Annotated in this window: 26 protein-coding genes; 6 read left to right on the top strand and 20 right to left on the bottom strand. The window is 64.0% G+C overall.

Annotated features, from left to right (window positions below; all coding sequences use genetic code 11):
* Window positions 1-74: 74 nt before the first annotated feature.
* The 3 genes from ACFWO3_RS17810 (at window position 75) to ACFWO3_RS17800 (ending at window position 2,616) form a co-directional block, all read left to right on the top strand.
* Window positions 75-1,193, top strand: a complete 1,119-nt coding sequence (locus ACFWO3_RS17810; protein WP_378580145.1) for a DUF6777 domain-containing protein — start codon at window positions 75-77, stop codon at window positions 1,191-1,193.
* Between the two features lie 84 nt (window positions 1,194-1,277).
* Window positions 1,278-1,652, top strand: coding sequence for a nuclear transport factor 2 family protein (locus tag ACFWO3_RS17805; RefSeq protein WP_378580143.1), 375 nt, complete (start codon window positions 1,278-1,280; stop codon window positions 1,650-1,652).
* Between the two features lies 1 nt (window position 1,653).
* Window positions 1,654-2,616, top strand: coding sequence for an alpha/beta fold hydrolase (locus tag ACFWO3_RS17800; RefSeq protein WP_378580142.1), 963 nt, complete (start codon window positions 1,654-1,656; stop codon window positions 2,614-2,616).
* 4 nt (window positions 2,617-2,620) lie between these two features.
* On the opposite strand, the gene ACFWO3_RS17795 is transcribed toward ACFWO3_RS17800, so the two are convergent.
* The gene (locus ACFWO3_RS17795) at window positions 2,621-3,289 is read right to left on the bottom strand and encodes an SDR family oxidoreductase (RefSeq protein ID WP_378580140.1); all 669 of its coding nucleotides are present in this window, start codon (window positions 3,287-3,289) and stop codon (window positions 2,621-2,623) included.
* 21 nt (window positions 3,290-3,310) lie between these two features.
* Window positions 3,311-3,916, bottom strand: coding sequence for a LysE/ArgO family amino acid transporter (locus tag ACFWO3_RS17790; RefSeq protein ID WP_378580348.1), 606 nt, complete (start codon window positions 3,914-3,916; stop codon window positions 3,311-3,313).
* A 73-nt stretch (window positions 3,917-3,989) separates the two neighbouring features.
* On the opposite strand from ACFWO3_RS17790, the gene ACFWO3_RS17785 reads away from it, so the two are divergent.
* Complete coding sequence (locus ACFWO3_RS17785; RefSeq protein ID WP_378580138.1) at window positions 3,990-4,886, top strand: LysR family transcriptional regulator ArgP; 897 nt, start codon at window positions 3,990-3,992, stop codon at window positions 4,884-4,886.
* Here ACFWO3_RS17785 and ACFWO3_RS17780 read toward each other — a convergent pair.
* Window positions 4,873-5,235 (bottom strand): YybH family protein, encoded by a 363-nt coding sequence (locus tag ACFWO3_RS17780; RefSeq protein ID WP_378580136.1) that lies wholly within the window; start codon window positions 5,233-5,235, stop codon window positions 4,873-4,875. The genes ACFWO3_RS17785 and ACFWO3_RS17780 overlap by 14 nt on opposite strands.
* Window positions 5,236-5,305: 70 nt before the next feature.
* On the opposite strand from ACFWO3_RS17780, the gene ACFWO3_RS17775 reads away from it, so the two are divergent.
* On the top strand, window positions 5,306-6,178 hold the full coding sequence (locus ACFWO3_RS17775; protein ID WP_378580134.1) for a LysR family transcriptional regulator: 873 nt from the start codon (window positions 5,306-5,308) through the stop codon (window positions 6,176-6,178).
* Here ACFWO3_RS17775 and ACFWO3_RS17770 read toward each other — a convergent pair.
* A complete protein-coding gene (locus ACFWO3_RS17770) occupies window positions 6,137-6,571 on the bottom strand; it encodes a TIGR03668 family PPOX class F420-dependent oxidoreductase (protein ID WP_378580132.1) in 435 nt (144 codons plus the stop codon). The genes ACFWO3_RS17775 and ACFWO3_RS17770 overlap by 42 nt on opposite strands.
* A 74-nt stretch (window positions 6,572-6,645) precedes the next feature.
* Here ACFWO3_RS17770 and ACFWO3_RS17765 point away from each other — a divergent pair, with 74 nt between their 5' ends.
* Window positions 6,646-7,644: a PHP domain-containing protein gene (locus ACFWO3_RS17765; RefSeq protein WP_378580124.1), complete on the top strand. Its 999-nt coding sequence runs from the start codon at window positions 6,646-6,648 to the stop codon at window positions 7,642-7,644.
* A gap of 3 nt (window positions 7,645-7,647) precedes the next feature.
* Here the strand turns inward: ACFWO3_RS17765 and ACFWO3_RS17760 are convergent, their stop codons facing one another.
* The 16 genes from ACFWO3_RS17760 to ACFWO3_RS17685 all read right to left on the bottom strand — a co-directional run.
* A complete protein-coding gene (locus tag ACFWO3_RS17760) occupies window positions 7,648-8,436 on the bottom strand; it encodes an ESX secretion-associated protein EspG (protein ID WP_378580346.1) in 789 nt (262 codons plus the stop codon).
* 2 nt (window positions 8,437-8,438) lie between these two features.
* Window positions 8,439-9,803 carry a hypothetical protein gene (locus ACFWO3_RS17755; protein WP_378580122.1) on the bottom strand — a complete coding sequence of 455 codons (1,365 nt, stop codon included), beginning with the start codon at window positions 9,801-9,803 and terminating at the stop codon, window positions 8,439-8,441.
* Window positions 9,804-9,805: 2 nt separating this feature from the next.
* Window positions 9,806-10,033: a hypothetical protein gene (locus tag ACFWO3_RS17750; RefSeq protein WP_378580120.1), complete on the bottom strand. Its 228-nt coding sequence runs from the start codon at window positions 10,031-10,033 to the stop codon at window positions 9,806-9,808.
* Window positions 10,034-10,231: 198 nt separating this feature from the next.
* Window positions 10,232-10,759, bottom strand: coding sequence for a DUF3558 domain-containing protein (locus tag ACFWO3_RS17745; protein ID WP_378580118.1), 528 nt, complete (start codon window positions 10,757-10,759; stop codon window positions 10,232-10,234).
* A gap of 319 nt (window positions 10,760-11,078) precedes the next feature.
* Window positions 11,079-11,639 carry a hypothetical protein gene (locus ACFWO3_RS17740; protein WP_378580116.1) on the bottom strand — a complete coding sequence of 187 codons (561 nt, stop codon included), beginning with the start codon at window positions 11,637-11,639 and terminating at the stop codon, window positions 11,079-11,081.
* 102 nt (window positions 11,640-11,741) lie between these two features.
* Window positions 11,742-12,326, bottom strand: coding sequence for a hypothetical protein (locus ACFWO3_RS17735; RefSeq protein ID WP_378580114.1), 585 nt, complete (start codon window positions 12,324-12,326; stop codon window positions 11,742-11,744).
* Window positions 12,316-12,504, bottom strand: a complete 189-nt coding sequence (locus ACFWO3_RS17730) for a hypothetical protein (RefSeq protein WP_378580112.1) — start codon at window positions 12,502-12,504, stop codon at window positions 12,316-12,318. Before ACFWO3_RS17730 ends, ACFWO3_RS17735 begins: the two co-directional genes overlap by 11 nt.
* A complete protein-coding gene (locus ACFWO3_RS17725; RefSeq protein ID WP_378580110.1) occupies window positions 12,501-13,289 on the bottom strand; it encodes a hypothetical protein in 789 nt (262 codons plus the stop codon). The genes ACFWO3_RS17730 and ACFWO3_RS17725 overlap by 4 nt, the downstream gene beginning before the upstream one ends.
* 2 nt (window positions 13,290-13,291) lie before the next feature.
* Window positions 13,292-13,621, bottom strand: coding sequence for a WXG100 family type VII secretion target (locus ACFWO3_RS17720; protein WP_378580108.1), 330 nt, complete (start codon window positions 13,619-13,621; stop codon window positions 13,292-13,294).
* Between the two features lie 4 nt (window positions 13,622-13,625).
* The gene (locus ACFWO3_RS17715) at window positions 13,626-14,135 is read right to left on the bottom strand and encodes a YbaB/EbfC family nucleoid-associated protein (protein WP_378580106.1); all 510 of its coding nucleotides are present in this window, start codon (window positions 14,133-14,135) and stop codon (window positions 13,626-13,628) included.
* A gap of 65 nt (window positions 14,136-14,200) precedes the next feature.
* Window positions 14,201-15,004, bottom strand: a complete 804-nt coding sequence (locus tag ACFWO3_RS17710; protein ID WP_378580104.1) for an MBL fold metallo-hydrolase — start codon at window positions 15,002-15,004, stop codon at window positions 14,201-14,203.
* 26 nt (window positions 15,005-15,030) lie between these two features.
* Window positions 15,031-15,330: a metal-sensitive transcriptional regulator gene (locus ACFWO3_RS17705; protein WP_378580102.1), complete on the bottom strand. Its 300-nt coding sequence runs from the start codon at window positions 15,328-15,330 to the stop codon at window positions 15,031-15,033.
* Between the two features lie 2 nt (window positions 15,331-15,332).
* On the bottom strand, window positions 15,333-17,597 hold the full coding sequence (locus ACFWO3_RS17700) for a heavy metal translocating P-type ATPase (RefSeq protein WP_378580100.1): 2,265 nt from the start codon (window positions 17,595-17,597) through the stop codon (window positions 15,333-15,335).
* A complete protein-coding gene (locus ACFWO3_RS17695) occupies window positions 17,587-18,450 on the bottom strand; it encodes a hypothetical protein (protein ID WP_378580098.1) in 864 nt (287 codons plus the stop codon). The genes ACFWO3_RS17700 and ACFWO3_RS17695 overlap by 11 nt, the downstream gene beginning before the upstream one ends.
* Before the next feature lie 4 nt (window positions 18,451-18,454).
* Window positions 18,455-18,664: a heavy-metal-associated domain-containing protein gene (locus tag ACFWO3_RS17690; protein ID WP_378580096.1), complete on the bottom strand. Its 210-nt coding sequence runs from the start codon at window positions 18,662-18,664 to the stop codon at window positions 18,455-18,457.
* Between the two features lie 327 nt (window positions 18,665-18,991).
* Window positions 18,992-19,134: integrase core domain-containing protein (locus tag ACFWO3_RS17685; protein WP_378580345.1), on the bottom strand; the 143-nt coding region annotated here is incomplete at its 5' end.

Below are 19,134 nucleotides of genomic sequence, written 5' to 3'. Positions count from 1 at the left end.
CCCTGTGAGTGGTTAGCGAGTCCAGGGGCTCGCAAACCACTCACAGGGGGAGGAATCGTGTTTACGATGGGGTCGTGGCCACCGAGCTTGTCGGGTCGGCAGCGTCAGGCGTTGCTGCGCCCCGTACCCGACGCAACGTTCCTCGCACACGGTTGCTGGCTGTGTGCGCCATGGTTACCGCTTTCGTGACGGCGTGTTCGGGTGGGGGCGGTCCCACGGTGGACCGCGTCCAGCTCGATCTCGCGGTCGAGCAGACCGATCTGCCCTGGACGGACGTGCTCCTTCCCCAACAGGTGCCCACTTCGGTGCCCGCCGGACCTGCCGACACCGCAATTCCGGAGGGTGTCGCGGGTGACGGGTTGCCTTCGGGTGGCGCCGATCCGACCGGCATCTTCCTTGCCGGTGACCGCGTCGGCCTGTACGGAAGCAGTCCCGGCCGTCCACTGTGCGATCGCGAGCGGCTCGTCGGGAGCCTGGAGAGCGACGAGGCGAAATCGTTCTCGTGGGCCAACGCTCTGGACGTCGAGGACATTCGGTCGTACGTCAGATCACTCACCCCGATGCTGCTGCGGGCGGACACCCGCGTGACCAGCCACGGGTTCGAAGATGGACACGCGGTGGGAGCGCAATCGGTGCTGGAGTCGGGCACCGTGGTTCTCGTCGACCCGTTCGGTGTGCCGACGGTGCGTTGCATGGACGGCAGCCCGCTCACGGCACCGGAGTTGGGTCAGCAATCGGAACCGTCCGGTGAGCCGTGGCCCGGCTTCTCCGCGGATTCCGTCGTCGTGGTGGAGCCTGCGGCCGCACGGCTTCCGGGATTCCAGGTCGTGGATCTGATGACCGGCGATGTCATTCCGATACCTGTCGGCGCCGGTCCACAGCAGGCGATCGAGCGTCCTGCTCCTGCGCCGGTGGAGCCGGTCGCTGCGCAACCACCCGAGACCGAGGAACAGGCCGCTCCCGCTCCTCGCCCCGCGCCGGTTCGCGCGCCGTCGCCGGAACCACCGCCACCGCCACCGCCACCGCCGCCACCGCCACCGCCTCCAGCGCCCGAGCCTCCTCCTCCGCCGCCACCCGCGCCTGCGCCCGAGCCGGTGATTCCGCCTGCACCGGCGCCGGCTCCCCCGCCTCCTCCCCCTCAGGTTCAGGTGCAGATTCCGGGACTGCCGCCCATCGTGATTCCGGTCGGCTGAGGTCTTCCCCTGGCCGCGCCACGGCCGTACTCTCGCGGGATACGTTTGAAGCTGGAACACGTTCTATCGAATGGGAGAGTTCGCATGGCGCCGTCGCCCGACGACATCCGCAAGACCGTCAGCAAGTACATCGAGGCAGTAGCGAAGGGCACGGTCGACGATGTTCTCGCCCTCTACGCCGACGGTGCGGTGGTGGAGGATCCGGTCGGTACCGAACCTCGAACCACGACCGAATCGATCCGCGAGTTCTACGGAGTCATCGAGCCCTTGCAGCAGGAAGGCGAACTGCGGACCCTCCGGATCGCCGACAACGAGGCTGCCTTCCACTTCTCGCTCGTGACGACTCTCGGTGACAATTCGATGGAGATCGCTCCCATCGACGTGATGACCTTCGACGACGACGGCAAGATCCTGACGATGCGCGCGTATTGGAGTCAGGACGACATGGTCACTCGCTGACATGTCGGCAACTATGCGGGAACTGACCGACGGAGACGGATTCACCTGGCAGATCACAGAAGCCGGTGCTGGTCCGGCCGTCGTCATGTGTCACGGCTTTCCTGGGCTCGGCTACAGCTATCGGCATCAGATCGACGCGCTGGCCGAGGCCGGATTCCGTGCGGTGGCACCGGACATGCCGGGATACGGCGGGTCGGATGTGCCTTCGGATGTCGCGGAGTACGCCAACGACCGGATTGCAGATCGGCTGGTTGCGCTTCTCGACGCCCTCGACATCGAGCAGGCGGTTCTGGTCGGTCACGATTTCGGCGCACCTGCGGTGTGGACGGTCGCCGAGAAGCATCCGGATCGGGTCGGTGGCCTGGTACTTCTTGCCGTTCCCTACTCCCCCGACGCGATGCCGATCCGGCCGTCGGAACTCTTCACGAAGATGTCGAAGAAGCATTTCCTGCACCTGCACTATTTTCAGGAGCCCGGCGTTGCAGATGCAGAACTGGACTCGGATCCGCGCCGGTTCCTGCGTCGTCTCTTCTTCGCCCTGTCCGGCGCATACGACTACCTCCACATCTGGCAGCACCCGACCGACGGGAACGGCTATCTGGATGTACTTCCCCATGCCCCGTGCTTGCCGTGGTCTTGGTTGTCGCAGGAGGAGTTCGATCACTATGTCTCGGTCTTCACCGATACCGGCTTCACCGGTGGATTGAACTGGTACCGGGCATACGACCAGAACTGGGAACACCATGCCGACCGCCACCACGAGATTGCGGCGCCGACTCTCTACATTGCCGGTGAGGCCGACCCGGTCATCGCGATGAGCGGGCCGCAGTCACTCGAGAAGATGCGGACCGGTGTTCCGGACTTGCGCGGTGTGCACTTGATCGCGCACACGGGCCACTTCGTTCAGCAGGAGCGTCCCGAGGACGTGAACCGACTTCTCCTCGATTTCCTACGCGACCTGTAGACGATCAGCGCACTCGCAGAACGACTTCCGTCGGATGTGCGTCCGCAGGAGTGTCGACGGCGTTGCGTACGGCGCGAGCCACCGTTGTCGGTTTCAGGAAGTTCTCGGGTTCGTACGTTCCCCCTTCGTGTGCCACGATCTCCCGCTGCATGTCGGTGTCGATACGGCCGGGGTGGATCGAGGTGACCCGAATATCCTTCTCTTCCAGCCGTAATGCGTCGCCGAATGCACGCAGCGCGAACTTGCTGGCGGCGTACGAGGCCCAGCCGGCGTTGGCCCGAATCCCGGCACCTGAATTGATCAGCACCACATGGCCACCGGCAGCACGCAAGGCGGGCAGGAGAAGTCGGGTGCTCTCGGCTACCGCGATCACGTTCGATTCCAAGGTGCGGCGCCACTGATCGACCGAAGAATCGGCAATGGTGCCCAGGTCCGCGATACCTGCGTTGTGCACGAGTACGTCGAGACTCTCGATTCGAGCGCAGGCCTCGGCAACGGCCGGGTAATCGGTGAGATCGACTGGCCACGGTGTCGAGTCGGGAAGTTCGGCGGAGATGTCGGCGAGGGATTCGGCAGAACGCGCCCCCAGCAACACGTGGTGGCTGGGGGCGAGTTCACGGGCAATGGCAGCGCCGAGTCCACGCGAGGCGCCGGTGACGAGGGCGGTAGGCATGCTCCGAGGTTAGCGCCGGTGTCAGCCGCCGCGGACCAGGAGTGCGCCCAGAGTGATCATGACCGCGGCAATCAGACCGTCGAGGACCTGCCAGGCGCGCGGTTTGGTGAAGAGCCCGTGCAACGACCGCGCCCCGTATCCGAGGGCACCGAACCATACGAGGCTGGCCAGGATCGCCCCGACGCCGAACAACCATCGCCCATTGTCGCCGTGTTGATTGGCAACGGAGCCCAGCATCAGGACGGTGTCCAGGTACACGTGCGGGTTGAGCCAGGTCAAGGCGAGGCAGGTCAGGACGGCGGCGCCGAGGGACGGGCCGGCTGTGGACGACTGTGCGTCCATCGCGTTCGGTCGTAGGGCCCGTCGTGCGGCCAGAATTCCGTAGACGACCAGGAACGCCGCACCCGCCCACCGAACCACGGGGATCACACCGGGTGCTTGTTCGAGAATCACCGCGATTCCGCTGATTCCGACCACGATGAGCACCATGTCGGACAGCGCGCACACGAAGACGACTGCGAACACGTGGCGTCGTGCAATCCCCTGACGTAGGACGAATGCGTTCTGGGCGCCGATGGCGACGATGAGGGAGAGCCCGGTGCCGAAGCCGGTCGCGAGAGTGCCGATCACGGGAACGACGCTACGAATCCGAACCTGATCAGTCCAGCTAAAGATATTCATGGTTCATTAGAGTTGCTTTATGGACATCGAGTTCTCGCAGTTGCGCACATTCGCGGCCGTCGTCGACGAGGGCACGTTCGAGGCGGCTGCGAAGATCCTGCACGTGACCCCTTCGGCGGTGAGTCAGCGCATCAAGACTCTCGAACTGCAGGTGGGCAGCGTTCTGGTGCAGCGGTCGAAGCCTGTCACCCTCACCGCACCGGGGCGTGTCGTCATGCAATTGGCGCGGCAGGTCGCACGCCTCGAAGAAGACACGGCGTTCGCGCTCGAACCCAGCGCCTCCCGGGTGCTCACGGTGCCCGTCGTCGTCAATGCAGATTCGTTGTCCACGTGGATGATTCCCGCGCTCGGCGTCTTGGCTGCCGAGCGCACGATACTCGTCGAACTGCATCGAGCAGACGAGTATCACTCCACCGAGATGCTGCGAGCGGGGACCGTCATGGCGGCAGTGACATCGGAACCCGTTGCGGTTCAGGGATGTAGCGTCACGAAGCTGGGGTCCATGCGCTACCTGCCGCTGTGCAGCCCCGACTACGCGCGGCGTTGGTTTCCCGACGGCGAGTCCGTCGATGCTTTCGCGAGGGCGCCGATGTTGGTGTTCGACAGGAAGGACGACCTCCAAACGCGGTACCTCCGGAAGGTGACGCGACGGAGAATGGATCCGCCGCGCCATTACATTCCGGGGTCGACTGCCTTTGCCGAGGCAGTTCGGTACGGGCTGGGGTGGGGAATGTTGCCCGAGATTCAGGTCGCGGGTCCGCTCGCGTCGGGCGACTTCGTCCAGCTGGAGTCCGCCGGCCCGATCGACGTACCGCTGCATTGGCAGAGATGGAAGCTGGAGTCGCCTGCACTGGGAACGGTGACCGAGGCGGTTCTGGCCGGCGCCCGAGATGCGTTGCGGGCTATTGGAGCGTGATGAATTCGGGCTGGTCGAGAAGGCGCAACCACGATCCGTCTGCCTGCCGCTGTGCGACCTGGGCGCGTGCGCCCGCACCGTCGCGGGGAGGGGTGGCGGTGAGCGCGAGGTCGCGGCTGATCAGGGTTGGTAGCGGCGGTTCGGGCTGGAACTTGGGGGCGTGGGCGAGTACGGACTCCCACAACGCCTGGATCGCGGCTCGACCCACGATCTGCTGTCCGGGCGGGTAGGCCATCACGGCGTCCTCCGCGTAGAGAGCGGCGACGCCCGCGGCATCGCCTGCATTCGACCGCTCGACGAACAGGCGGGTGAGGTCTTCGGGCTGCATGGCTTTCTCGTTGTTCGGCATGCTTCCAGTCTCCGAGCGCCCGAGTGTGAAGTCCAACAGATGGTTCTTCTGCAAACTAGAATCAGAGCTTATGGAACTGAGGCAGCTCGAGTACTTCGTCGCGGTCGCCGAGGAGGCCAACTTCACGCGCGCGGCCGAGCGGGTGCACATCAGCCAATCGGGCATAAGTGCCCAGGTCAGACAGTTGGAAAACGAGCTGGGTGCTGCGCTCATCGACCGCTCGAACCGTAAGGCGGCGCTGACGGTGGCCGGGAAGGCGGCGCTCGTGCATGCCCGCGATGCTTTGGCGGCTGCAGCATCGCTGCGTCAAGCGGTCGACGAGGTCACCACCTTGATTCGCGGTCGGTTTCACGTCGGCATGGTCACCGCCTGCACCGTTCCGGGGTTGTTCGACTCGCTGTCCGCGTTCCACACGGCCCACCCCGGCGTCGAGATCGCGCTCACCGAGAACAATTCGGATCGGTTGATCGAGCAGGTCCGCGCCGGAGAGTTGGATCTGGCGTTGGTGGGTACTGCGGCGGCCCCTCCCAGCGACCTCGAGTCCTTACCGATCATCAGTGAGCCGCTGACGGCTCTGGTTCCAGCCGGTCACGCCCTGGCCGGTCGCGGCACGGCGACTCTCTCGGAGATCGTCGAGTTCCCGGTTGTGTGTATGCCGGACGGTACGGGGATTCGGACGGTCTTCGATCGCGGGTGCTCCGCGCTCGGTATTCACGCCGACATTGCACTGGTTGCGAGCGCTCCGGATGCGATGGCGGACTTGGCAACACGCGGACTCGGCGTTGTCGTGCTCAGTCGGTCGATGGCAGGGGCCTATCCGCAGTTGCATCCGGTGGTCATAGACGACGTGGACATCCCGGCAGTCCTGTCGCTGGTGTGGTCCAGCGGGAAGAGCCCTGCGCTACGAGAGTTCCTCGTTCATGCTCGCCGTTCCTTCACCTGACCAGGTACGCCACACGAGGTTGCGCACCGCGATCACCGGCCCGTCCGGCCGGATCAGGGCGTACTGCGGATACTTCTCGGTCAGTGCGTCGATCGCCCGTTGGGCCTCGATCTCCCCACCCTCGAGTATCTCGGCGATGCCGTCCACACGTACCCACCACAGGTTGTTCCAGTCCTCCTCGTAGTGGTCGACCAGGACACTGACCCGTGCGTCGGCAGCGATGTTCGCCAGACGCCGTAAGTGCTTGCTGCGCTTGGGCTTGTGGTCCACGCTCGTGTACACGACACCGTCCACGAGCACGAACACCACGGGCACGAGATGCGGTTGCGCGTCCGAGTTCGTCGTCGCCATCCGCGCCACTCGCGCGACTCCGAAGAGTTTTTCACCGTCCACTCCTCGACCGTGCCACCGCAGCGGGTCCCTGTCGACCCCTTGCCGTGGCGTGGACGGTAGGCGAGCCTGGACAGATGGACCCTGTCGATGCACTACGCGAAGTGGCGTTCTGGATGGAGCGTGACCGAGCCGAATCGCACCGAGTGAAGGCCTATCGCCGTGCCGCCGAGGTCGTTGCCGAGCTGTCTCAGGAGCAGCGCGAGAAGCGGCAGCGCACGGGCACCTGGACGGACCTGCCGGGCATCGGCCCCAAGACTGCAGGCGTGATCGCAGCGTCGTTCGACGGGGTGCCCAAGCACTTGGCGGAGTTGCGGGACTCGGCGAAGCCCCTCGGTGGTGGGGAGATGCGCGGCGCATTGAAGGGCGATCTGCACACTCACTCGGACTGGTCGGACGGCGGTAGTCCGATCGCGGAGATGATGCGGATCGCGGCAGCGATCGGTCACGAATACTGTGCTCTCACAGATCATTCCCCGCGACTGACGGTGGCCAACGGGCTTTCGTACGATCGGTTGCGTACTCAGCTGGACGTGATTCGCGGATTGAACGAGGAGCTTGCGCCTTTTCGGATTCTCACCGGGATCGAGGTCGACATCCTCGACGATGGTTCGCTCGACCAGGACGAGGACTTGCTCGCCGAGTTGGACATCGTCGTTGCCAGCGTTCATTCGAAGCTGAGGGCGGAGCACGGTGCGATGACTCGTCGCATGGTTCGCGCCGTCGAGAACCCGCACGTGGACGTGCTGGGACACTGCACCGGGCGTCTTGTGGAAGGCGGGCGAGGGACGCGACCGGAGTCGAAGTTCGATGCCGAGAAGGTGTTCACAGCCTGCCGCGACGCCGGAACGGCGGTCGAGATCAACAGCAGGCCGGAGCGTCGTGATCCGCCGAGCGGGCTGATCGATCTTGCGGTGGACCTCGGGTGCTTCTTCGCGATCGACACCGACGCCCACGCGCCGGGCCAACTCGCATGGCAGGGATACGGCTGTGAGCGTGCGATGCGGTGCGGTGTCGACCCGAATCAGGTGATCAACACGTGGTCGGTGGACGACCTGGTGAACTGGGTGGCCTGAGAATCAGACCGCCAGCTCGCTGCGATTATCCTCGACCGCGGCGGTGACGAGCTTCTGGATCTGCGCCGCGAACACGTCCGCTGTGCCGGGGAGGACGGACACAGTTCGGGGGCCCTGCGCGACCAGATACCGGCCGTCGTCTGCGATGTCGACCCATCGCACGTCGCGTGCTCCGCCGGTGTCGCGCTGGGCGATGGTGGGCCCGGCGTAGACCTCGACTCGTCCGACACCCACACGGGGCCGACTCAACAGGCTTTCGAAGTCTTGTCTCGGCGTTGTGCTCGGAGCCGACGAGCGCAACCACGAAGCGGGAGTGTCGAAGTCGTCTTCCGGCTCGGTCTCGAGGCTGAGGCGGTCGACGTCGATGCGGGAGCGGCTCCCAGCACCGACGGCAGGGAGCGCCTGCAGGACCGCTTGCCCGCAGTTTCGGTGTGGAAGCCGAGTGACTTGCACGGTGCCGCCGCAGCGGTGGTCGGGGCCTGGTTCTTGGCTCACGACCACGGCGTGAGCGCCACGAACGGCCGCGTAGATCCGAACTTTCGTCGCGTCGCCTTCGCCGGCGAAACCGCATGCGTAGACGCGGCCCTCGGGGCTGAGCATCGTCACGAACGCCCAGTAGAGGTCGTCGTCCAACATGTTTCGGAATCGCATTGCCGCAGCGAGGCATTCGTTGTCGTACTCGTCAGCGGTTGCCGACGAAGGACGGAATTGGAACGGATAGTGCGGCCGATCTACGCCGAAGGAACGCCATCCGACCTGATACGTGAGCGGATCGAACTGCCAGGTGCTCATCGTCACTTCGATTCGTTGTCGGAGGCGGGCCGGGGGCGTTGGGCGCCGATGACGGGCGCGTAGGCACGGTCACCCTGTGCGTCCACCCACTGGCTGAGTTCGTCGTTGCGCAGGTAGTCCGGCGTCTTGTGTTCTTCGTCCTTGTCGCCACCTTGGCCGGCGCCGCGGGCACCGCCCATGGCTCCCATCCCCATACCCGGCATGCCTGCGCGGCCGGCCACACCGCCCGCAGCGGCAGGTGCGGCACCAGCCGCTGCGCCGCCGCCAGGATTCGGTGCGCCCAGCGTGCCGGGACCCGCACCTGCTGCGCCGCCGCCCGCGCCTAGTCCGCCGGAGCCGAGTCCGCCTGCTCCGCCACCTGACCCGAGTCCGCCACCGGCACCCATGCCGGGCATGCCCGCTGCCGAAGTCCCGGCGGCCGATGGGTTGGTCGGTGATCCCACAGACCCCCCACCGGGGGTTCCGTCGGATCCCAGGGACTCTGGTGACGAAGAAGGACCGGTGGGTGTCTCGGAAGTTCGATCGCCGGTGGGTGATCCGGGCTGTTCCGCCGGTCCAACCTGATCGGCCGTGGGGCTGCCGGGCGTGCCACCACCGTTGCCGGGTGCGCCACCGCCGTCGCCGCTGGAGGGCGAGCCGGTGGATAGGGTACCGGTGGGTCCGCCCGGTCCAACAGGCGAATCCGCGCCCGGTGGATGTACTTCGGGGAACTTCGGCATTGCACTGGCGGTTGGCGAGATTCCGCTGCCGTAGTAGACGTTGTTCAGAAGCTCCACTGCTTGCCGCTTTGCTTCCTCGCGACGTTCGTCGTCCCAGCTTTCTCTCCCGAAGAAGCTCATGACCTTTCCGGGAGCGGTTTCTGCTGGCTCCTTTGGAAGGTTCGTCTTCGTGTTGCTGAGCGAATCGGTGAGCAAACCTACCTGGCGAGCAACAAGATTCGAAGCCGTAGCCATGCCGTACGAGTCATTTGCGTACCCGAGAATCGCGGCGGACGCGGATTCACCGGCAGGGCCGGTCCACTTGTCGGAAATGGCCCGTCCGATCTTGGACGAGAACGTCTCGAAGGTGTCGGTGACAGTGTTGGACGCTGTTGCCCATTCTTGGCGGTAGGCGTCGACCGATTCGGATTGAATGGGATCGACGTTGGCAACGAGTGCACTGTGGTCGAACGATTCGAAGATGGTGCATTGCACGGACTTGTCTTGCATATCGAGCCCTGCGTACTCAGGATTGTTCGCGATCGACGGTGGTCCGGAGTTTGCGGGGCCAATGAACTGCTCTGCCTTGCCGGTCACCGTCGATATGTTTTGGAGATTGGCGTGGACCTCGTCGATAGTGGGTGTCTGCGGTGCGGGTGGAGGTGTCATGGTCAGCTCGCCACCTGTCCGTTGATGCGGGCGATTGCCTGCGAGGTTTCGTCATCCGTGGTGAGAGTCTCCGTCACCTGAGCGCCCACCATGTCGTGGATCGCCTTCAGGCAGGTGATGTGCTCGTCGATGCGGTCGATGAACTGCTGGGTGGTGTCGGACAGAATCACCGCGAGGTCATCGCCGCAATCGAAGTTGCCCAACGGCAACTTGTTGGTCTGACCACTCATCCTTCGGCGGGCTTCCCTCAAGGAGTCGATTGCTTCCGTGCAGGCGTCCACGCAGTCCTGAGCCACGCTGGGGTCCAACACAAATTCCCCGGCTTTCGCTTGACCTGCGAGCGATAACAGGGCGTCCACCCCAGGTGCCGTGCCAGACATTCCCTACCCCTCCCCTGTGAGTCATAGAACAGAACGAACTTTAGTTCATCAAGCGGGCATATCGGGTACGAGGGCCTCGCCGACACGTACCGCCCACTCACACATTGGCGTGGTGTCCTTGGTGAACGGGGATCGGTCGACCTGCATCGACATCACGCCGCCATCTTGGAACGGAACGACGAGCCAGCAGAATGTCCCAGGCTCGTCCCGTTCTTCACGGTGTGTGAATGCCTGTCGGCCGGCGACGCGCACCTCCTGGAAATCGATCGTGCCGGGAAAGTTGCGAAAGTGATCGACTGTTTCGGTTGCAGAGGCGCTGACGGTCACGCCGTAGGCGTCGCCGTCCCATGCGCAGTCTTTCCATCCGGGAAACGACGTCGTCACGCCCGGCCCTTCGGTCGCAGGATCGAGGCCGGCCTGCTGTAGTGCCGCGTCCGAGAGTGAACACGGATCCCACGGTTCGGCGGCGGTCGTCGGTTCGACTCCCCCGTCTTCGCTGCCCGAGCACCCCGTTGCGGCGATACCCATTACCACCAACAACACTGCCGCACCGACCGCTCCCCGCCTGATTCGCATGGCCGACATCCTTCCATCACTGTCGCCGCCTCGAACCACCACCCGTGAGTGGTTAGCGAGTCCAGAGACTCGCGGACCACTCACAGGTGGTATGTCTGCCAGTGCATCGGTTCACGCTTAGCGTTGTCGGCTCGCATCGACAACAGAGCAGTCAGGCGCCCTCGTGAGAATGTGTTCAGCAGTAGCAGCGTTTTGTTGCCGCCCTCTCGCGTGATTCCGAGTGGTTCATCCTTCCGGCCTACGATGGCGTACTCAATGTAGATGCTGTGCCGGGGACTTTTCTTGACCACGAGCTCGGTTGCAGAAAGGGGCATCGTAATCACCAACGGTGCCGGATGACCGTGGCGGCGAGTACCAGTGCAGACAATGGTTCGCTCAGCCTGTTTCGCGAATCGAGTCTCGTACGCCTCTGCGCCGGGGTCCGTTCGACCTCCGCAAGAACAGTGCCGACCGAGTCGACAATCTGGAATGTGTGTCTTCCGACGTTGATCTCACCCACCCGTTCCCCGTTGACCTCGACCCAGAGGCCGGTGTTTCGAAAGGTGGTGGCCCAGGTCTTGCCGACCAGTTTGCCAAGCACGCTGCCATCGGGTCGTCTGACTGTGACAACCAGTCGCCGCACTACTCCACTGAGTTCTATACGAAGCACGCACTGTCCGTTCTCGTCCTCCAAGTCCATTGGACGCGAGGGAAAGAACCAGCCATCCGAGAGTTCGTACGCAATCAGCAGCGCCTTGTTTCCGGCGACCTTCGCGAAGGCGAGCGGCGCGTCCGTGTCTGTCGTGATGGCAATCTCGGTGAAGAAACGGCCGCGAGTGCTCTTTTGAATGACGAGTTCCGAGAGGGCCAGAAGGGGCGGTTCCGGAGTGTTACTTGCCATTGGTGGAGGGCTCCGATCGCGGGGTCGTATCCGGAAGGTCAAGGTTCGAGGGGCCACATCGTTGCCGATCAGGATCACGGCGCCGAGAGGTTCGAACAGGGTTCACAACACTCCGTGCCTGATCAATGTCGCGGCGAGGGCGAGACCCGCAAGCGAATCGGATAGGCGCCGCCGGTGTTTCAGTGTCGTGCGGAGTGGCGTGTAGTGGGGAACTGCCCAACCATGCCTCTCTCCTCCTTGCTTCGCGATCTGCGCGATCTCGATGCCGACGGCATCCACGATTCTGTCGCTGCCCTTGTCGGCGACTACTTCGCCGACTCTTTCGCCGTCGACTTCGACCCAGTATCCGCAGTCGCGAAGGCCCGGCAATGACTTGCCAACAAGTCTGCAGACCGAGGGGCTGCCGTGTTGGTGAACGGTGACGATGTGGCGTCGCAGGAGTCCGCGCTGCTCGATCCGCAGCGCGGGTTGTCCTTTGGAGTCCCGTATCTCTATCGGCCTGTGCGGAAAAAGATCGGTCAACTCATTCAGAAGCCGCAGGAACTTGTTTCCGCCCTTACGGATAGAGCCGAGTCGGGTTCCCTTCCGATCGTTGATCGCAAGGGAACCGGCATTGCTGCTCGGTCGTTCGATTGTGATCGGGGAAGTGCCGAGTAGCCCCGCGCTCCACTGTGGACTATCCGTCATGGTCACCACTCTCCGAAGAGGACGATGGTGTGGTGTGGGTGTCGGGCGGCATGTCCAGACTCGAACCCTCGAACGCATCCTTGATGCGTGTACCGATGCTGGCGTCGGGCTTGCCGACGGACATTCCTGCAACGTCTTTACCGAGTTCGCCTCCGAGGATGCTTTCAACAGCCGTCATATCAGCGGCCCTCGTCTTGACCCCGTCGGGCGTGTAGGCCTGTTTGCTGAAGAAGCTCGGGATATCGCGGACCTCGCCACCACGCGCTGCGATCTTGTACGCACCCTGAACGCCACCCTTGATTGCCCGTGTCCACCTGCCTGAGCTACGTCCCCGAAGTCGTAGCTGTCTCGAAGTCCCCGAGTCCTTTCGAAGGTCTGAAGACCCGCTTCCATGCCACCTTCGATACCCGCGCCCACCGCAGCACTGGTTATGACGTTCAAGGCAACTTTCTTCGCGACTTCGACACTCAGGCGCTGCAACATCTGGGTGATCAGTTGCCTGATGATCAGTTGGATCGATGCTCTGGTGGCGAGGGTGGCCGCTGCACCGGCGGCCGCGCCTGCGCCGAATGCCCACACCGTTGCCGCTGCCGCTACGAGGGACGCTGCGAGAGTGACGAGGTTGGCGATGATCGCCAGTTTCGCTCGTCGAACGTCTTGTGCTGCGCCATCGAGCATTTCGGCGAGTTGGTCGCAGGTTTCGAGCAACTCGCGCATGGCGCCGGCGTCGCCGCCGATCTTCTGCCAGACGTCGGTGATCGCGTCGTTGACGTCACCCTCGATGGAGTCGAGTAGCTGCTTGACAGTGTCGTCGCTGAGCTCGTTGAGTGCCCCGATCGCGGTCGAAGCGTTTCCCCAATGGTCGGCGCAGCGCTGCATGGCGCTTTCGTCGGCGTCGGGCCAATCTGTGCCACAAACCTTTTCGGCGACCCAGCGCAGTGATCCAGGAATCTCGATGCCCACGGTCAGCCTCCGCTCGTGGGGTCGATCGAGCCGATCTGGCCCGTAAATGCAGTTTCGGTCTGCTCGAACCCGTCCGCGGTGCGGCCCACCTTGTCACCGATGAGGTCGAACAGCTGCCCGAGCGCGTCGATGGCCTCGATGGTGTCACGCGATGCCGGCACATACTTCGACGCGAAACTGGCCCCCACCTCGTCTGCGCCCCAGCACTCGCCCTCCTCGTCGAGGCCGCGGGTCAGGTGCCACTTGTCCACCACGGTTTGCGCCTCGAGCTGCTCGAACCTGGGAACGAAACTGCGAAACTGTTCGAGGTCTACGCGTAGTTGGTCGCTCATGCGTTCATCTCTCGTCCTTAAGCCAATTGACCGAGCCCATGTCCTCGGTGTCCACCGGTTCTGGCGTCACGTCGTTGCTGGGCACCCGGTCGGCAGGCTTCGGGATGAACGAGTCGAAGATGCCCCGCACGCTCGGCGCACCAGGAGTCAGGTCGGTGATGTCGGGCATGGAATCTGCGACATCGGTGATCGGAGCGACCGCAGCCGCAGCTTCGTCTTGAGCAGCTCGCGCGGCGTGCTGTGATGCCTCGGCCACCGACTGGGACAGCCGGTCCGGTGTGGACCTCTTGAATGCTTCCGGAGCGATCCACACGTCGATCGGGATTCCGCCGGCGTTTGCGGTCACGCGAACCAGCTTGTCCGCCGACCACCCCTCGGCCTTGATCGACTCGAGTGAATCCCGCAGCCCGGCGAGCTGCTGGGTCTGCTGTTCGAACGCCGACAGCATCGATTCGACCCGCTCACCCAGAGCATCATTTGCAGCCTTCAGCTGTTCAGCGTCTTGCCCAGCCATCGGTGCCCCCTCTCACAGAAGTATCGGTCGTCAGTGTAACGACCACGACCGCGTGTGCCGTGCGGTCACCCGCGCTGCTGAAGTTCCTCCAACTGCTTCCGGTCGTGGGCGCAGAACACGGTGACGTGCGAGGACTGTTGCGTGTTCAGCTCCCGCAACCGGCGGTGATTCTCGCTGATCCGGGAACGATCATCGGCAAGTACCTTCTCGACAACCCGCATGAATCGTCCCTGGAATCCGGGGCTGTCCACACCGGGAGGCGCCACAACACTGTGGTGGTAGAAGGCGTCACCCGCATGAACGAGCCAACCGTTTCCGGTGTCGACTGCCACCGCGGCATGGCCTTTCGTGTGCCCCGGCAGCGGGAGCAGGAAGAATCCATCACCGATGGTGTCCAGGCGGTGCGCATCGGGAAAACCGAGAAGTGGTTCACCCGGCCCGGAGTAGGTCCGCATCTCCGAATCCGGAGGCTGCTGAGCCGGACGGTAACGGACCTTGTCGGAAGCCGACGCCCTCGCCCGTGCCGCCGCGTCCTCGACCGCCGTGGTGTGGATCGTTGCGTTGGGGAAATCTCCGGCACCACCGATGTGGTCGAAATCCAGGTGGGTTGCGACGATGTGGGTCACGTCCGACGTGGCGAACCCTAGGCCCTCGAGACGGCGTACGGCCGTCTCCGACTCGAAAAACTTGGCACCCATCAACCGGGGCAACGGACCGAGGCGACGACTGCGGTCGGCCAGATCTGCCAGCCCGAACCCGGTGTCGACCAGAACAATTCCGTTGTCCGTCTCGCACGCCAACGCGTGACACACGATGGTGCCGGCGAGCGGACTGTCGAACGTGCCGCAATTGAGGTGATGGACCTTCATGGGATCACGCTAGCGGGTCCGGACGGTTATGACCGGACGAGGCGCGCGATGGCGTCGGTGGCTTCCTTGATCTTCTCGTCCGCCTCGGGACCACCTGCCACGGCAGCATTGACTACGCAGTGGCTCAGGTGGTCTTCGAGCAGACCCAGAGCAACGGCCTGGAGTGCCTTCGTCATCGCCGACACCTGCGTGAGGATGTCGATGCAGTACTTCTCGTCCTCGACCATTTTCTGGAGGCCGCGAGACTGGCCCTCGATGCGGCGTAATCGCTTGAGATAGTCCTCTTTGCCACTGATGTAGCCGTGACCTGCGTGCGCGTGTTCCATGTTCATTCCCCTCGGGAGTCGGCTCGAAGCGGGCGGAAGCCGCGCAGTCGTAGACTGTTGCTCACGACGAACACCGAAGAGAATGCCATGGCGGCACCGGCGATCATCGGGTTGAGCAGGCCCGCGGCCGCAAGCGGGATGGCAGCGACGTTGTATCCGAACGCCCAGAACAGATTGCCCTTGATCGTCGTCAGCGTCCTGCGGGAAAGACGGATTGCGTCGGATGCCACCCGCAAGTCGCCGCGCACCAACGTGACGTCGCCTGCTTCGATGGCGACGTCGGTACCGGTCCCCATTGCAATGCCGAGATCCGACTGGGCAAGTGCGGCTGCGTCGTTCACACCGTCACCGACCATGGCGACTACCTTGCCCTCGGACTGCAGACGCTGCACGGTTGCGACCTTGTCCTTGGGCATGACCTCGGCAATCACCTCGGTGATGCCCACCTGGTTTGCCACCGTGCGGGCTGATTCGGCGTTGTCACCGGTCAGCATGATCGGGGTCAGGCCGAGTGAGCGTAGCTGCGTCACGGCTTCGGCCGATGTCGGCTTCACCGTGTCGGCGACGACGAGCACCCCTCGCGCCTTGCCGTCCCAGCCAATGGCGACGGCGGTTCCGCCGGAGCGCTCGGCCTCGCGCATCGTGGCATCGAGTTCGGTCGACAGGTGGAGTGACCAGTCCTGCAGCAGTTTTCGACGTCCGACCACCACAGCGTGGTGGTCGACCATGCCTTGAACCCCGAGTCCTTCGGTGTTGGCGAACTGCTCGACGGATGGCAGCTCACCGCCGTCGAGCGCCGCATTGGCGATCGCCTGGGCGATGGGGTGTTCCGAGGAGTTCTCGACGGCAGCCGCATAGTGGAGCACCAGCTCGGGGTCTTCTCCTTCGGCGGGCGTCACCTTGACGAGCGACATCGTGCCCGTGGTGATGGTGCCGGTCTTGTCGAGAACGATGGTGTCGACGCGTCGGGTGGATTCGAGTACTTCCGGACCCTTGATCAGGATGCCCATCTGCGCGCCACGTCCGGTGCCCACCATCAGCGCGGTGGGGGTTGCCAGTCCGAGTGCACACGGGCAGGCGATGATCAGGACGGCCACTGCTGCTGTGAATGCTGCCGCAATCGACCCGCCGGTGCCGATCCAGAACCCCAATGTGCCGACGGCAATTGCGATCACGATCGGGACGAATATGCCGGAGATGCGGTCGGCGAGGCGTTGCACATCTGCTTTGCCGGTCTGCGCCTCCTCGACCATGCGCGCCATTTGGGCCAACTGAGTGTCGGCACCGACATGCTTGGCGCGCACCGCCAGTCGGCCACCCACGTTGGTCGTGGCACCGGCGACCTCGCTGCCCGTGCTCACCTCGACCGGCACCGATTCCCCGGTGAGCATCGAGGCGTCCACGGCGGAGGTTCCCTCGACAACGATGCCGTCGGTTGCGATCTTCTCGCCCGGACGCACGACGAATTCGTCACCCACGACCAGTTGGTCGATGGGTATGCGCTGTTCGGTTCCATTACGCAGTACTGCAACATCTTTGGCGCCCAGTTCGAGCAGCGCGCGCAGGGCGGCACCTGCCTGACGCTTGGAGCGAGCCTCGAAATAGCGGCCCGCAAGGATGAATGTCGTGACGCCGGCGGCTGCTTCGAGGTAGATGTTGCCCGCGCCGTCGCTGCGCGAAATGGTGAATTCGAACGGGTGAACCATCCCGGGGGTGCCAGCGGTTCCCCAGAACAGGGCGTACAGCGACCAACCAAGGGCGGCAAGCGTTCCCATCGACACCAGGGTGTCCATGGTGGCGGTGGCATGCCGCAGATTGGTCCACGCGGCCTTGTGGAACGGCAGCGCGCCCCACACGACGACCGGTGCTGCAAGCGTGAGCGACAGCCACTGCCAGTTGGTGAACTGCAGTGCCGGGATCATCGCCATCGCGATCACCGGAACGCTCAACACCAGCGATACGAGAAGGCGTTGACGCAGTTGCTGTGTCGGGTCGGCGGGCTCGGGTACTTCTTCGCCCGGTTCGTGTGGAAGCGCAGCGGTGTAGCCGGCCGCTTCGACAGTCCCGACCAGTTCGTCGGTGGAGACGGTCTGGGGGTACGAGACGGCGGCCTTTTCCGTTGCGTAGTTGACGCTGGCCGTCACTCCGTCGAGCTTGTTGAGTTTGCGCTCGATGCGATTGGCGCAGGACGCGCACGTCATGCCGCCGATCGCCAACTCGATGCGGTTGTCAGTGGTGATGTCTGTTTTCGAAACGTCAGTGGCCATGACCGTGCTCGCTCGGTGGGGTGTTCGTCGATCCGCCCGGTTGTGCCGTGACGCTGAACTCCGCTGTTCGGACGTTGTCGCCGTGTTGGAAGTCCAGGAACAGGCGGTAGTCACCCGGTTCGGGCGCAGTCAATTCGAACTGGATGCCCGGCCCCGCGGTGGTCACACCGTCTCCTGGGTGGCCGGTGGGGTGAACGTGTAGGTAATCGAGGTTGTCGCCATCGATCGCGACGAGATGACCGTAGGCGCCGAGGTAGGGCTGCAGGTCGGTGACAGGTGCACCCCCGCGCGTCACCGACATGGTGACGGTGGACGGTGATCCAGCGGCGATCGTGCCGTCGAGGGTGACCGTGTAGCCGTCGACGGTGGCGGTGTTCGAGACCGGAGGCAGGGGCTTGGGCGCGCCCTGGCCGTGAACGGTCACGTCGGCGGTGGCAACGGCGTTCTCGCCACCGGCGGGGACGAAGTCCGCATAGAGGCCGTATTGCCCCGGATCGGTGAAGCTTGTCGTGACGGTCCAGGTTCCGTCATCTGACATGGTGGGATGCAGGTGCTGGTAGCCGCTCGTGTCGTCACGGACGACGATGAGGTGCAGCAACTTCTCGTGCTGCTCGGTGTATTCGGTGACCGGATTGCCGTCGGAATCGAGAACGCGGAACTGCAGCGGAGTGTCGGTGCCGAGCGGGAACTCGGCGGTGACGGGCTCGAGGGTGTAGTTGCCGTGACTCGTGTGGCTCATCGAGTCGTCGGGTTCCGACTGGTCCGGTCCGATGGTTCGGCCGATCACGAGGGTGACCACGAAAAGCGCGGCCAGTCCCCCGATGAAGAACAGGAATTTGCGGGATTCGTTCATGGCGTCAGGCGTCAGTGAGCTGGTAGCCGGCTTCCTGCACGGCTTCCGAGACAGCGGACTTTTCGAGCGGCGCCTCGGACTCGATGTCCACTCGGCCCGACTCGAGGTCTACGTTCACCGAGGTCACGCCCGCAATCTCGCCGACCTCCTCCTTCACCGAGGAAACGCAGTGCTGGCAGGTCATGCCGGTGACGGTGACAGTGGTGGTGGCCATGTTCATCTCCTCGATCTCGGGTTCGTGTGAGAACTACGGTACCCCCCTACCGTATTCCTGTCGAGAGTGCTAGCGGAGGCACCGTTTACCCAGTGGTGTGCAACGACAGCAGGGTTGGTCGAAACTGGATAGCTTGCATCTCGCCCATGCGACGCTGGTCAGATGGAACCAACGTCATTCGAGATAGCTGATCTGTTGGCAGCAACGCGCCCAGATGTCGTCTCGACTGTGCGCGACTGGTTGAGGTCAGGGGCACCGAACGGTGTTCAGAGTGGTAGACGTTTGAAGACGGAAGTTGAACCGTCCTGGATGTGATGGAGACCTGGTTCAGGCCACCTCGCAGTCGGAGGTGGCGTTCGAGCACTGCTGACGGTACTCGTTCTCGTAATCGACGGGCGGAAGGTATCCGATCGCCGAGTGCAACCGGCTGGTGTTGTACCAATGCACCCAGGACGCGGTTTCCCGCTCGA

It is taken from the genome of Rhodococcus sp. NPDC058521, assembly GCF_042719695.1.
Classification (GTDB): Bacteria; Actinomycetota; Actinomycetes; order Mycobacteriales; family Mycobacteriaceae; genus Rhodococcus_F.
The sequence above is the reverse complement of the archived record's forward strand: the minus strand, read 5'-3'. Positions and strand labels throughout refer to the sequence as shown.